Source organism: Proteus sp. PR00208 (assembly GCF_016238545.1).
GTDB lineage: Bacteria > Pseudomonadota > Gammaproteobacteria > Enterobacterales > Enterobacteriaceae > Proteus.
The window spans coordinates 1-13,751 of the sequence record NZ_JAEHQE010000008.1; the positions used below are offsets into that span (position 1 = coordinate 1).

General features: G+C 39.3%; 16 protein-coding genes and 1 pseudogene. 10 read left to right on the forward strand and 7 right to left on the reverse strand.

Annotated elements, in window-relative coordinates; all coding sequences use genetic code 11:
- Window positions 1–311, forward strand: a pseudogene (locus JEP36_RS17755) (MFS transporter); the annotation flags it as partial.
- A 63-nt stretch (window positions 312–374) separates the two neighbouring features.
- Here the strand turns inward: JEP36_RS17755 and ppa are convergent.
- Together ppa and fbp are read right to left on the reverse strand one after the other, a co-directional pair.
- Window positions 375–902 carry an inorganic diphosphatase gene (gene ppa, locus JEP36_RS07385; RefSeq protein ID WP_072069581.1) on the reverse strand — a complete coding sequence of 176 codons (528 nt, stop codon included), beginning with the start codon at window positions 900–902 and terminating at the stop codon, window positions 375–377.
- 199 nt (window positions 903–1,101) lie between these two features.
- The gene (fbp, locus tag JEP36_RS07390) at window positions 1,102–2,109 is read right to left on the reverse strand and encodes a class 1 fructose-bisphosphatase (protein ID WP_023583589.1); all 1,008 of its coding nucleotides are present in this window, start codon (window positions 2,107–2,109) and stop codon (window positions 1,102–1,104) included.
- A 164-nt stretch (window positions 2,110–2,273) separates the two neighbouring features.
- Here fbp and mpl point away from each other — a divergent pair, with 164 nt between their 5' ends.
- Window positions 2,274–3,653 carry a UDP-N-acetylmuramate:L-alanyl-gamma-D-glutamyl-meso-diaminopimelate ligase gene (mpl, locus tag JEP36_RS07395; protein WP_109372688.1) on the forward strand — a complete coding sequence of 460 codons (1,380 nt, stop codon included), beginning with the start codon at window positions 2,274–2,276 and terminating at the stop codon, window positions 3,651–3,653.
- A 58-nt stretch (window positions 3,654–3,711) separates the two neighbouring features.
- Here the strand turns inward: mpl and argR are convergent, their stop codons facing one another.
- Complete coding sequence (argR, locus tag JEP36_RS07400) at window positions 3,712–4,182, reverse strand: transcriptional regulator ArgR (protein ID WP_006535714.1); 471 nt, start codon at window positions 4,180–4,182, stop codon at window positions 3,712–3,714.
- A gap of 447 nt (window positions 4,183–4,629) precedes the next feature.
- Between argR and mdh the strand changes: the two genes are divergently transcribed.
- The gene (mdh, locus tag JEP36_RS07405; RefSeq protein ID WP_196533556.1) at window positions 4,630–5,568 is read left to right on the forward strand and encodes a malate dehydrogenase; all 939 of its coding nucleotides are present in this window, start codon (window positions 4,630–4,632) and stop codon (window positions 5,566–5,568) included.
- Window positions 5,569–5,670: 102 nt separating this feature from the next.
- Here mdh and JEP36_RS07410 read toward each other — a convergent pair whose 3' ends face one another.
- Entirely contained in the window at window positions 5,671–5,937 is a 267-nt protein-coding gene (locus JEP36_RS07410; protein WP_198620218.1) for a helix-turn-helix domain-containing protein, read from the reverse strand.
- Between the two features lie 186 nt (window positions 5,938–6,123).
- Between JEP36_RS07410 and JEP36_RS07415 the strand changes: the two genes are divergently transcribed.
- Both JEP36_RS07415 and JEP36_RS07420 read left to right on the forward strand, forming a co-directional pair.
- A complete protein-coding gene (locus JEP36_RS07415; protein ID WP_109372684.1) occupies window positions 6,124–6,474 on the forward strand; it encodes a DNA-binding protein in 351 nt (116 codons plus the stop codon).
- An 82-nt stretch (window positions 6,475–6,556) separates the two neighbouring features.
- Window positions 6,557–6,973 (forward strand): DNA-binding protein, encoded by a 417-nt coding sequence (locus JEP36_RS07420; RefSeq protein WP_023583583.1) that lies wholly within the window; start codon window positions 6,557–6,559, stop codon window positions 6,971–6,973.
- 49 nt (window positions 6,974–7,022) lie between these two features.
- Here JEP36_RS07420 and ispB read toward each other — a convergent pair whose 3' ends face one another.
- Complete coding sequence (gene ispB / locus JEP36_RS07425; protein ID WP_196571106.1) at window positions 7,023–7,994, reverse strand: octaprenyl diphosphate synthase; 972 nt, start codon at window positions 7,992–7,994, stop codon at window positions 7,023–7,025.
- 263 nt (window positions 7,995–8,257) lie between these two features.
- Between ispB and rplU the strand changes: the two genes are divergently transcribed.
- The 3 genes from rplU (at window position 8,258) to cgtA (ending at window position 10,146) form a co-directional block, all read left to right on the forward strand.
- Entirely contained in the window at window positions 8,258–8,566 is a 309-nt protein-coding gene (rplU, locus tag JEP36_RS07430; RefSeq protein WP_006535707.1) for a 50S ribosomal protein L21, read from the forward strand.
- Between the two features lie 19 nt (window positions 8,567–8,585).
- A complete protein-coding gene (rpmA, locus tag JEP36_RS07435; RefSeq protein ID WP_006535706.1) occupies window positions 8,586–8,843 on the forward strand; it encodes a 50S ribosomal protein L27 in 258 nt (85 codons plus the stop codon).
- 130 nt (window positions 8,844–8,973) lie between these two features.
- A complete protein-coding gene (gene cgtA / locus JEP36_RS07440) occupies window positions 8,974–10,146 on the forward strand; it encodes an Obg family GTPase CgtA (RefSeq protein ID WP_036914694.1) in 1,173 nt (390 codons plus the stop codon).
- Window positions 10,147–10,231: 85 nt separating this feature from the next.
- On the opposite strand, the gene dacB is transcribed toward cgtA, so the two are convergent.
- The gene (gene dacB, locus JEP36_RS07445) at window positions 10,232–11,674 is read right to left on the reverse strand and encodes a serine-type D-Ala-D-Ala carboxypeptidase (RefSeq protein ID WP_198626352.1); all 1,443 of its coding nucleotides are present in this window, start codon (window positions 11,672–11,674) and stop codon (window positions 10,232–10,234) included.
- Between the two features lie 409 nt (window positions 11,675–12,083).
- Between dacB and greA the strand changes: the two genes are divergently transcribed.
- Window positions 12,084–12,560 (forward strand): transcription elongation factor GreA, encoded by a 477-nt coding sequence (gene greA, locus JEP36_RS07450; protein ID WP_088493984.1) that lies wholly within the window; start codon window positions 12,084–12,086, stop codon window positions 12,558–12,560.
- 120 nt (window positions 12,561–12,680) lie between these two features.
- On the opposite strand, the gene yhbY is transcribed toward greA, so the two are convergent.
- The gene (gene yhbY / locus JEP36_RS07455) at window positions 12,681–12,974 is read right to left on the reverse strand and encodes a ribosome assembly RNA-binding protein YhbY (RefSeq protein ID WP_036914752.1); all 294 of its coding nucleotides are present in this window, start codon (window positions 12,972–12,974) and stop codon (window positions 12,681–12,683) included.
- A 145-nt stretch (window positions 12,975–13,119) separates the two neighbouring features.
- On the opposite strand from yhbY, the gene rlmE reads away from it, so the two are divergent.
- Window positions 13,120–13,749 (forward strand): 23S rRNA (uridine(2552)-2'-O)-methyltransferase RlmE, encoded by a 630-nt coding sequence (rlmE, locus tag JEP36_RS07460; RefSeq protein ID WP_036939360.1) that lies wholly within the window; start codon window positions 13,120–13,122, stop codon window positions 13,747–13,749.
- Window positions 13,750–13,751 lie beyond the last annotated feature (2 nt).

The window sequence follows — 13,751 nt, forward strand, 5'->3', positions numbered from 1 at the left end:
TAATTATATTTATTATTTGCTATGCGGTTTCAATTATTGGAAAAGTCTTTTCAGGTAATATACTGAGAATATTAAGAATAGAAATTATTCCCATAAATCAGCTCGCTAGCGTTTCATCATTGGTTATTTTATTAAATCAGATGATATTACCCATTGTTGGTGGGCTTTTGTTTTTCTCTATGGGGGAGGTCACCGTTATTTACACACTGATGATTATTTCTATAGGAATAACATTGATAAGTGGTGGATTGCTTGTAATACGCTTAAAAAAGAGACGTCGTTATCATAAAAAAAGCCCTTCAATAAAATGAAGAGCTTATTTATTAGTAAATTATTAAGTTATAATTCACTTAGTTATTCTGAGTGGGTCAGAATTATTTTTTAGCGCGTTCGAAAGAAGACAGAATTTCAGCTTTAGCTGCTTCTACGCCTTCCCAACCGTCAACTTTAACCCATTTGCCTGCTTCTAAATCTTTGTAGTGTTCAAAGAAATGTTTGATTTGTGCTTTTAAAAGCTCTGGCAGATCAGTCACATCTTTAATGTGATCGTATTCTTTGCTCAGTTTAGTGTGTGGAACTGCAACCAGTTTCGCATCTTCACCTGATTCGTCAGTCATTTTCAGTACGCCAACAGGGCGGCAACGAATAACTGAACCTGGTTGTAATGGATATGGAGTTGGAACCAGAACGTCTACTGGGTCACCATCTAAAGATAACGTGTTGTTGATGTAACCGTAGTTGCATGGGTAGAACATTGCAGTTGACATAAAACGGTCAACGAACAGTGCGCCACTTTCTTTATCAACTTCGTATTTGATAGGATCAGCATTTGCTGGGATTTCAATAACAACATAGATATCTTCTGGTAGTTCTTTACCAGCAGGAACATGATTCAGGCTCATAAAAAATTTCCTATAAAAAAATTAATTTTACGTGGGCTTTAGTATAGCGAAAAGTTTTTAACAATACCCGTTTTTTGCCGAACATGTTGCGTTCTGACGTAAAAATAAGCAGCAAATAAAAGAAAGAGTTATTTTCAAAGATGAAAAAACCGGACGAATAAGAAGTCCGGTTTATCTATGTTAGTGCTAAACGAATGGATTATTCTTCGTCTGGATATTGCGCCATAAAGCTTTCAGCTTGTTCAACCATCGATTTAGTCCCTACAAAGAAAGGCATACGTTGGTGAAGTTCTTTTGGTTCGATATCAAGAATACGCTCTTTACCGTTACTTGCTTTACCGCCAGCTTGTTCGGCTAAGAACGCCATTGGATTGCATTCATAGAGTAAACGTAATTTACCAGTAGGGTGGCTTGCAGTACTTGGGTAAATATAAATACCGCCCTTCAGTAAGTTGCGGTGGAAATCAGCAACTAAAGAGCCAATATAACGTGTGGTATAAGGGCGATTTGTTGCTGCGTCTTGTTCTTGGCAATACTTAATGTATTTTTTTACACCTAATGGGAATTTGATGTAGTTACCTTCGTTGATTGAGTACATGTTTCCTGTTGGTGGGAAATGTACGCTTTCATGAGATAAACAGAATACACCTAAAGATGGATCGTAAGTAAAGGCATGAACACCACAACCTGTTGTATAAACTAACATGGTTGATGAGCCATAAACGACATAGCCCGCGGCTACTTGGCGATGACCTGGTTGTAAGAAGTCATCTAAAGTGACAGATTGGCCAATAGGCGTAATACGGTGGTAAATAGAGAAAATTGTTCCGACGGAAACGTTTACATCAATATTCGACGAACCGTCTAAAGGATCCATTAGTACAACATACTTAGCATTTTCAGCACGATCACCTTCAAAGATAACAATATCATCTTCTTCTTCTGATCCGATACCCGCAACTTCACCACGCGCTTTTAATGCAGCTTTTAGTTTCTCATTCGCGTAAAGATCCAGTTTCATCTGGGCTTCACCTTGAACATTAGAAACACCGTTAGTACCAAGGATATCGACTAACCCTGCTTTGTTAATATCACGGTGGATAATTTTAGCCCCAAGCTTAATCGCCGAAAGTAATGCAGTAAGTTCGCCAGTTGCATGGGGAAAATCTTGTTGTTTCTCGACGATAAATTCGCCTAATGTTTTCATGACGCAGGTCCTGAATGTGAGTGGGTAAAGTAAAAAAGGAGAAAAATCTCCTTGGTGGTGGCAAGTTTAGCCAAAGAATCGCACGATTCAAAGGTTAATCCGTTTCTTATCTGCTTTTTGATCGTTAGAATAGTGACCAACTTCATGCTATTGGACAGAAATTCATGCACATTCATATTCTTGGTATTTGTGGCACCTTTATGGGAAGTCTTGCCATTTTAGCTAGAGCGAAGGGACATAAAGTCACAGGCTCAGATGCTAATGTCTATCCACCCATGAGTACTTTATTAGAAAATCAGGGAATCGAACTGATTGAGGGATATGACCCAAAACAATTAGAACCTGCCCCTGACATGGTGATTATTGGTAATGCGATGACACGAGGAAATCCTTGTGTTGAAGCTGTACTTGAAAAAGGTTTACCTTATACCTCAGGCCCTCAGTGGTTACATGATTATATTTTACCTGAACGTTGGGTGTTAGCCGTTGCTGGAACCCACGGTAAAACCACAACAGCAGGTATGCTGGCTTGGGTTTTAGAAGACTGTGGTTATAAACCTGGTTTTTTAATTGGTGGTGTGCCGGGTAATTTCCAAGTATCTGCACAGTTAGGCGAAAGCCCTTTCTTTGTGATTGAAGCTGATGAATATGATAGTGCTTTCTTTGATAAACGCTCTAAATTTGTTCATTATTCTCCACGCACACTGATTTTAAATAATCTTGAATTCGATCACGCCGATATTTTTGATGATTTAGCGGCAATTCAAAAACAATTCCATCATTTAGTTCGTATCGTCCCAGGCACAGGAAAAATCATCATGCCTGATAGCGATATGAATTTAAAACAGACCATTGGTATGGGATGCTGGAGTGAACAAGAATTCACAGGTGAAACAGGAGATTGGCAAGCTAAAAAACTCAGTAATGACAGTAGTCATTTTGAGGTATTTCACAAAGGTGAGCGAGTTGGTGAAGTGTGTTGGGGACTTTCTGGTGAACACAACATGCAAAATGGCTTAATGGCGATTGTTGCAGCGCATCATGTTGGTGTTTTACCTGCTGATGCTTGTGAAGCGTTAGATAAGTTTATTAATGCGCGTCGTCGCTTAGAGCTACGTGGTGAGGTTAACCAAATAAGTGTTTATGATGACTTTGCACATCATCCCACAGCGATTTTGGCAACGCTTGAAGCGTTACGCAGTAAAGTCGGTGGAACTGCTCGTATTATTGCGGTGTTAGAGCCTCGTTCAAATACCATGAAAATGGGAATTAGCAAGGATGATATCGCACCTGCATTAGGTCGTGCTGATGAAGTCTTTTTATTTCAGCCACCTAATATTCAGTGGTTAGTGAGTGACATTGCAGAGCATTGTGTACAACCTGCTCGTTGGAGTACGGATCTTGATACATTAGTCGATATGATTGCGAAAGAAGCTCAAGCGGGCGATCATATTTTGATTATGAGTAATGGCGGTTTTGGTGGTATTCACGAAAAACTGCTCGCAAAATTAGCACAGCCTAAAGATCTTGATAGCCAGTATTAAAAATAAATAAGCCACTGAAAATTCAGTGGCTTATTTTTTGAAGCTGTAGAAAGGCTAATTATAATTCCTGATCAAAAAGATTCAGAATAGCGTCTCGTAATTCTTCTGTGGAAAATCCTGGTGCCGGTGTTGAAAAAATGGTGTCATCACCCGCAATACTGCCAAGGATCCCTTCTGCTTTGCCTAATGAATCTAATAAACGTGCAATAAGTTGTGCCGCACCCGGACTTGTTCTTATCACCACAACAGAATGGTTATGATCGATATCGAGTACCAGATTTTTTAGTGGGCTGCTTGCTGTTGGTACGCCAAGCTCAGTAGGAAGACAATAAACCATTTCCATTTTGGCGTTACGGGTTCTTACTGCACCAAATTTTGTTAGCATACGAGAGATTTTGGACTGATTAATATTATCAAATCCAGCCTCTTGTAATGCAGTCACAATCTCGCCTTGTGAACTGAATTTTTCTTCTTTCAGCAGGGCTTTAAACGCTTTAACCAAGTCTTCTTGCTTAGAAGGAACGCGCATAGTTCACCTTTAGTGAGTTATCAATAACCTGTGTATTATGCAGAGAAGTGAATTTTTATGCAACAAAAGACGAAGAAAGGCGCGTGATAGCCTCCTCAAAATTGTAAAGTAGAATGTACTGCAAAAAAAATTTATTTACGGCGCGTGAATGTGATAATTTAAGGAAGGTAAAATATTTGTTAAATAAATGATAAGGTTAAATGATTATCATAAGGATGATGGTGTACTTAACACTTTGTCATGTTTATTGAAATTATTTATCAAAAGAGTGTCCACTATCTCATTAACAGATAAGCAATTTGTTTAGAATAACCAAAGTATTATTTTTCACTGTAAATGCCTTATTATGCAATATTGCTGTTAAATAATTGTTTTTTACAAGGTGAATTGCGTAATAGTGAATATCTCTAAGGCGTTCCACTATCTTGTAAACTAAGGAGTATCAGAATGAAAGTAGCAGTTCTCGGTGCAGCAGGTGGTATTGGTCAAGCACTGGCACTTCTTCTTAAAAACCAGCTTCCTGCTGGTAGTGAACTCTCTTTATATGATATCGCTCCCGTCACGCCGGGTGTCGCAGCTGACTTAAGCCATATCCCGACTCAAGTTACTGTAAAAGGTTTTGCGGGTGAAGATCCTTCTCCTGCACTAAAAGGCGCTGATGTTGTTCTGATTTCTGCGGGTGTTGCCCGTAAGCCAGGCATGGATCGTTCAGATCTTTTCAATGTTAACGCGGGTATTGTGCGTAACTTAATTGAAAAGGTTGCACAAAACTGCCCTAAAGCACTTATCGGTATCATTACTAATCCAGTGAATACAACGGTTGCTATTGCCGCTGAAGTACTCAAAAAAGCAGGCGTTTATGATAAAAAACGTCTCTTCGGAATTACTACACTCGACATTATTCGCGCCAATACCTTTGTCGCTGAACTAAAAGGTAAAGATCCACAAAAAACCAATGTTCCTGTAATCGGTGGACACTCTGGTGTGACTATCCTTCCTCTATTATCTCAAGTTGATGGCGTTTCATTTACTGATGATGAAATTGCTGCACTGACTAAACGCATTCAAAATGCAGGTACTGAGGTAGTAGAAGCAAAAGCTGGTGGCGGATCAGCTACATTATCAATGGGCCAAGCAGCGGCTCGTTTTGGTCTTTCATTAATTCGCGCTCTAAATGGCGAGAAAAATGTTATTGAATGTACCTATACAGAAGGTGACGGAGAATATGCCCGTTTCTTTGCACAACCTATTCTTTTAGGTAAAAACGGTGTAGAGGAATATTTATCTATTGGTAAATTAAGTGATTTTGAAAAGCAATCTCTTAATGGCATGTTAGATGTATTGAAAAAAGATATAATTCTTGGTGAAGAATTTATTAATAAATAAAGAAATACTTTTTTTGCTATAAAAATAATGCAAATTTAAATAAAAACCGCTGATACTATATCAGCGGTTTTTTTTATTAATTATAATGTCTGTAATTATTAGTTAATTATTAGTTTTGGTACGAATCTTTCGCTCAAGTAATTCTCCTGTTTCAGGGTGAAAATAACGGCTAGGCCAAATTTCAGAGGGGGAGATACCAAGATAATCAGCAATGATTTTTTCTCCTTTAGGCCAAGGGCGTGATAGCGCATTAGCGAGTGTTGAAGAGCTTAACCCTGCTTGGCGAGAGATGGCAGCAAGTGTTGTTCCTCGTTTTCTAAGTGCGGCAATAATATCGGCAGGATGCCAATCAGATTTCCTTGAAATCATTTTTAATCCTTTTTCTATAAAATTAATTGCTGTGTTAGTGGTATAAATAACAGTTTATTAGAAATGTCCTAAAGCATTTAAACTGATTATTTAGAAAATAAAATAACATTATTTTTCTAAAAAGATTTCTGATTTTTTTCTTAATAATTTCTTTTTTGAAGTTGATAACAATTTTAGAGAAACATAATGAAAAAAGAGTGGTATACGGCAAAGGAATTGACGGGTATAGGTGGATTACCTAAATCACCACAAGGTATAAATTCAAAAGCAAGACGCGAATCTTGGCAAAAACAGAATGTAAAAAATAAGCAAGGTAATGGTGTTGAATATCATTATTCTTGTTTACCAGAAGAAACTTTAATTGCTCTAGAACTTTATGAGCCATTAGCACATTACAAATTAAATAAAAAAGAGGAGCCACTCGTTATCTGGGTGAAAGCATTCCAACAACTAAATGATGGTGAACAAAAAACCTTAACAGAGCTGATATTGCGGGATGGTATTAGAAGTTTTTTAGAAAAAGTCGTCAATGATTAAGCGATTTTAAAGAATCTATTATTGCGTTATCCGCAACAGATATCTATCTGACTAACCTCTTAGTTGAATGTGAGATGAGATCATGAAAAAAGAATGGTATACAGCGAAAGAATTAGTGGGGCTTGCGGGGTTACCTAACTCACCGCAGGGAGTTAACTTGATGGCGCGTCGTGAAGGATGGGAAAACCGTCGTAAACGTGGCGTGCAGGGAAAAGCTGTTGAGTATTCTGTAAAAAGTCTGCCTGATGAGGTGATCAGTGTGCTCGCTGCACATGAACCTCCGGCTGAGTATTTATCGAAACGTCAGGATGCCTTTTTGATTTGGGTTGAAGCCTATTATCAACTGACTAAATCAGAACGAGAGAAAATTGTAAAATTTGTGCTCCGTGAAGGATTAGCAAAGCTCATTAGTTATATTGATGCAGATAATCAAGATGCTATTGAACGAGAAAACGAAGAAGTTCTCAATAAATTAAAAAGCCCACCAGAGTCGACGTAGTTGCTCTAGCGGGCTTCTTTACATAACTAATAGGGATTATATATCAAAGTTATGATTGACGTTGTACAGCGACGTGAGCAAGCCCAATAAGCGCATCTTTATACGGTGAGTCAGGTATAATTGATAAAGCTTCAATCGCTTTGTCTGCTTCTTCTTCTGCTTTTTGGCGGGTATATTCCAAAGAGCCACACTGTTTCATAGTATTTAAAACAGTATCCAATAAATGGCGGCCATTACCTTGTTCAATGGCTTGGCGAATTAATTGGGATTCTTCTTCATTGCCGTTATGCATAGCATGAAGTAATGGCAACGTTGGTTTACCTTCATCAAGATCATCACCAGTGTTTTTACCCAACTGGTTGTTATCTGCATCATAATCAAGTAAATCGTCAATGAGCTGGAAAGCAGTCCCAAGATAACGACCATAATCTTGGAATGCTTTTTCTTGCTCAGGTGTCGCACCTGAAAGGATCGCTGATGCATGAGAAGCCGCTTCAAAGAGACGAGCTGTTTTGCTGTAGATAACTTGCATATAGTCATCTTCAGAAATGTCGGGATCGTTACAATTCATTAATTGTAAAACTTCACCTTCAGCGATCACATTGGTGGCGTTAGACATTAATTTTAATACACGCATCGAATCAAGATCCGTCATCATCTGAAAGGATCGTGTATAAATAAAGTCGCCAACAAGTACACTGGCAGCATTTCCAAAGACGGCATTTGCCGTTTGTTTTCCTCTGCGCATATCAGATTCATCAACAACATCATCATGTAACAACGTTGCAGTATGAATAAATTCGATAAGCGCTGCGACCGAGATATGTTTGTCACCTTGATAGTCCAATGCTCGTCCAGTGAGCACTGCGATCATTGGTCGGATCCTTTTACCACCACCACTAATGATGTAGTAACCAAGTTGGTTTATCAAAGAAACATCTGAATTAAGCTGGTAAAGGATTGCCTCATTTACCGCAGTCATATCAGCGGATGTTAGTTTTATAATAGATTCTAAATTCATGTTTTTTCGACTTTGGCTCGCCAATGAGCGCGTTATTATTAATAAAAAATGATCATGCCATAGATTTTACTCTCTTATAATTTAGATTGTACTTTAAAAATGGCTGAAATAAATATCGTGTAAAAAACTCTTTTTTTTAACGCTAGTTTGCGATCTGTACTTGTCATCGGCACTAAATTTGCGTAGAATTCGCGCCCTATGTGAATATTTTAATTGTGCACTCAAATTATACATATTGGGAGTGTGCGGAAAGCGGAGTTTATATGTACGCGGTTTTCCAAAGTGGTGGTAAACAACACCGAGTCAGCGAAGGTCAAACTATTCGTTTAGAGAAGCTGGAAGTAGCTACTGGCGAAACAATCGAGTTTGATACTGTAATGATGGTCGCTAATGGCGATGACATTCAAATTGGCGCTCCAATCCTTGCGGGCGTTAAAGTTAAAGCGGAAGTGGTTGCTCACGGTCGCGGCGATAAAGTTAAGATTGTTAAGTTCCGTCGTCGTAAACACAGCCGTAAACAACAGGGCCACCGTCAGTGGTTTACTGATGTTAAAATCACTGGTATCGCTTAAGGTTTAGGAGAGTAGTTCAATGGCACATAAAAAGGCTGGCGGCTCGACTCGTAACGGTCGTGATTCCGAAGCAAAACGTCTGGGTGTTAAACGTTTCGGTGGTGAAGCTGTATTAGCAGGTAGCATCATCGTTCGTCAACGTGGTACTAAGTTCCATGCAGGTACTAACGTTGGTTGTGGTCGTGACCACACCCTGTTTGCATTAGCTGACGGAAAAATTAAGTTCGAAGTTAAAGGTCCAAACAACCGTAAATTTATCAGCATCGAAGCTGAATAATTACTGGTCCTTTAAGCACCGAGTCAAAAGCCCTGCAAATCTGTTGCGGGGCTTTTTATATTTAAAAAAGGCCATCTCTGGGTAATTTCGGCCATCCAGCACGTTAATGGCTACTATACGGAGTAAAATCATGAAATTTGTTGATGAGGCCAAGATCCTAATCGTCGCGGGCGATGGTGGTAACGGCTGTGTAAGCTTTCGTCGCGAAAAATATATCCCTAACGGGGGACCAGACGGTGGTGATGGTGGTGATGGTGGTGATGTCTACATGATTGCAGACGAAAACCTTAACACCTTAATTGATTACCGTTTTACTAAATCTTATCGTGCAGAGCGTGGTGAAAATGGCCACAGCCGTGATTGCACCGGTAAGCGTGGTCAAGATATTACTATCAGTGTTCCTGTCGGAACGCGTGTCCGTGATTTAGCAACAAATGAAGTCATTGCTGACTTGACTGCTCACGGTCAAAAGCAAATGGTTGCTAAAGGTGGTTTCCACGGTTTAGGTAATACGCGTTTTAAATCGTCGGTGAACCGTGCTCCACGTCAACGTACAATGGGAACGCCAGGTGAATCTCGCGAAGTCCTATTAGAGCTAATGTTATTAGCTGATGTGGGTATGCTTGGTATGCCAAATGCGGGCAAATCTACATTTATTCGTGCAGTATCAGCAGCAAAACCTAAAGTTGCTGATTATCCATTTACAACATTAGTACCAAGCCTAGGTGTGGTGCGTATGGATAATCACCAAAGCTTTGTGGTTGCAGATATTCCCGGATTAATCGAAGGCGCTGCTGATGGTGCAGGTCTTGGGATCCAATTCTTAAAACACTTAGAACGCTGTCGTGTGTTATTACACTTGATCGACATTGATCCTATTGATGGATCGGATCCTGTGGAAAATGCAAAAATTATTATCTCTGAATTAGAGAAATACAGCGAAAAATTAGCACAAAAACCACGTTGGTTAGTGTTCAATAAAGTTGATCTTCTTGATGCTGAAGAAGCAAAAGAGAAGGCAAAAGCAATTGTTGAAGCGCTAGGTTGGGATGAAAACTATTACATGATAGCGGCAATCAACCAAGAAGGTGTGAAAAAACTTTGCTGGAATATCATGGAATTCCTGAATGTTACTCCGCGTGAGCAAGATATTGTTGCAACAAAAGCAGAGCCAGGAAAAGTTGACTTTATGTGGGATGATTACCATAAAGAACAACTAGAAAATCCTGATTTCGAAGAAGATGACGATGATGATTGGGATGAAGAGGATGACGACGGTATCGAGTTTATCTACCAACGTTAATCATTATTTTCATCATGATAAAATAAAAACGCCTGATTAATCAGGCGTTTTTCATATACATTGACTACATTTACTGAGTGTAAATCTAGCGGTTGTTGTACATATCTTTATACAGATTAGTTTCAAAACGCACTAAATAAGCACGTCCAGCATTGCGATTCTGTGTAGGAGGTGAATACGCCGAAACGTATTGTACAAACGCAACTTTTTGCCCATTTGCCGTGGTCATAAAGCCCGCTAGATTGTAAACCCCTTTTAATGATCCCGTTTTGGCAGAAACCTTGCCATCCACACCCGCTTCATGAAAACCGCCTCGATATTGTAATGTACCGTCATGTCCTGCAAGGGGAAGCATAGTGATAAAGTTTAATTCACTTTCATGTACTCCAATATATTGAAGGATTTGCATCATGGTTGCAGGTGAAATGAGGTTATGGCGAGAAAGACCAGAGCCATCAACTATAACGGTATTTGCTAAATCAATTCCGGCTTTTTGTTTTAAAATAGCGCGGGTTGCTTCTGCGCCAGAGCGCCAAGTACCTGCAACGCCATAATACTCACGACCAATAGTTCTAAATACGGTATCTGCAATCATATTGTCAGACTCTTTTAGCATGGTCGTCAGTAAGCTATGTAACGGTTTTGATTGTGTCTGTGCCAGTACAGTAACAGGCGCTTTTAGTTGAGATCGACGTTTGATATATCCATCAAGTTCAATATTGGCGCGTTGTAACTCTTCTTTTAAAATTGTACCCGCCCAATGAGCACCATCTTGAATAGAAAACATTAAAGGTACTGCATCATCACGTTTAGGAATACAACCTGTGATTACATAGGTATTTAAGTCACGAACCGTGACATCTAATTCACAAAAACGGGTACGAGTTGATCCTTTCTCATAAGTTTCAACTTCACTTAAAACAGTGACAGGATAGAAAGAAGCTTTACGTATTGTGGCAATATCACCTTCTTTTTTGCCACTTTGCAGTAAGACGGAAAAGCAGTTCTTATCAACAATTGCAGCACTAGGAGGGGCACTAAAGCATTGTGTCAGATCATTCCAAACCCAACCTGGGGCCTTGTCGTGGCTTGAAAAAGCAGAAGTATCAATAAGCAAATCACCATGTACTTTTGTAACACCTGATTGCTTTAATATGGCAACCATTGCTCTTAATTGCTGACGGGTTAATGTAGGATCGCCAGTAAAACGAAAGATCAAATCACCATTAAGCTGATTGTCTTTTATCTTGCCTTCTGTTTCCATTGTTGTGGTGAATTGATAATTTCCACCTAATTGAAGTAATGCAGTAAGTGCAGTCACCACTTTCTGAGTACTTGCTGGAAGTGCTAATTGCTCGGCATGATAGTTAAGATTAGGAGAAGCCGCGCCAACGGGTTGAGTTATTAAACCTACTTGTGTTCCTTCAGGAAGAAGGGATGTGTAGTTTTCAACAGGTATTGCTTGGGTTGAAAAACTAATGATACTTAATGTGTAAAGTATCCGTCGAAATGTTGATAGTAAGTGCATAATTTCTCTATCCGTGACTATAGCGTGTAACGTTACAGTATTGATTGCCAGAGGCTAATACTAAAGGGCAATGAGGGCAAAAGTAAACGGTAACAAGCAGGATTAGCTCATTATCGGAAAAAGTCTGTTTATCTCTTTATAAAGAGAGATAAGGCGTGAAGCAATGCGTCTGTTGTGTTAGATTTAGTTTTAAGTATGGGAGGTTTAGTTTACGTCCCAATAGCATGAGTTGGGAATATAATAGCGTCCCCTCATTTACCGAATATATGTAGAGACAGGCCCAATTTAAGGTTGCCTGTGTCTTTTTTTGTCTTGAGAAGAGTAAATAGATCCTTTTCTCTGTGTTGTTAGTATAAAAAATCAGGATGATACCTATTTTTTATTAGGAATAGTATTGAGGTATTAACACATGAATCAGATCCCTATGACAGTTCTAGGTGCAGAAAAATTACGCGAAGAGCTGGAATATTTAAAAGGTGTTCGTCGTCCCGAGATTATTGCTGCTATCGCTGAAGCTCGTGAACATGGAGACTTAAAAGAAAACGCGGAATATCATGCTGCAAGAGAGCAACAAGGTTTCTGTGAAGGCCGCATACAAGAAATTGAAGCAAAATTATCAAATGCTCAAGTCATTGATATTACAAAGATGAATAACAATGGTCGTATTATTTTTGGTTCAACAGTGACACTATTGAATGTTGAGACTGAAGAAGAGCAAACTTACCGCATTGTGGGTGATGATGAAGCGAACATTAAAGAAAACTTAATCTCTGTTAACTCACCGATTGCGCGTGGGTTAATTGGTAAAGAGTTAGATGATGTCGTGGTTATCACAACACCTGGTGGACAAGTCGAGTATGAAGTTTTAAACGTAGAATATATTTAATTTGTAATTTACGTTTCTATAGAAAACTAGACTGTTATCCTGTGGTAATATAAAAAAGGCCTTAAAAGGCCTTTTTTGCCATAGAGTTACTTATGGCATTTTTATATAAAGATACAAGTTTTATTTCGGTAAAATGATCTTACGTGCTTCTGAAGGACGATAAAGAACAAGAATTTTTCCGATAACTTGTACATTCTGTGCACCGCTTTCGCGTACAATCGCTGCCACGATCAAGTTTTTAACATCTCGGTCTTCGCCTGCGATTTTGACTTTGATAAGCTCATGGTGTGCCAGAGCGAGTTCAATTTCTGCAAGAACGCCTTCAGTCAGCCCGTTGTTACCAATCATAACGACTGGATTCAGGTGATGAGCGAGCCCTTTCAGGTGTTGAATTTGTTTTTTGTTAAGAGTCATCATTAATTTTTGCTTTGTTGGGATTGAAAACGATCTATTCTAACGCCATCTCTCACTTATCACCATAAAATGTCGTTAAGACGAGGTTAAATGAGTGAAAGAGTAAAAATTTTGATAGCTAAGTGTATGATAGTTGGAAAACGCAATGGCCAATAAGAAACGTTCGGCAAGCTCTAGCCGCTGGTTACAAGAACATTTTAGTGATAAATATGTTCAGCAAGCAAAGAAAAAAGGGTTTCGCTCTCGTGCTTGGTTTAAACTGGAAGAAATTCAGCAAAGCGACAATATCTTTAAACCAGGTATGACCGTTGTCGATTTAGGAGCAGCCCCAGGTGGGTGGTCTCAATATGTTGTACAGCAGTTAGGAAGCAAAGGTCGAATTATCGCATGTGACCTTTTACCTATGGATCCTATTGTTGGAGTCGATTTCCTTCAAGGCGATTTTCGTGATGAACTTGTGTTGAAGGCGTTGCTTGATAGAGTAGGTGAAAACAAAGTCCAGGTTGTCATGTCTGACATGGCTCCAAACATGAGCGGTACACCCGCGGTCGATATCCCTCGATCCATGTATTTAGTAGAGTTAGCGCTTGATATGTGTCGTGATGTACTGGCTCCCGGGGGAAGTTTTATTGTCAAAGTGTTTCAGGGAGAAGGCTTTGATGAATACCTGGGGCAAATACGCTCCCTGTTTACGAAAGTGAAAGTTCGTAAACCAGACGCTTCGCGGTCTCGTTCTCGTGAGGTATATATTGTAGCCACAGGGCGTAAACTTTAGTA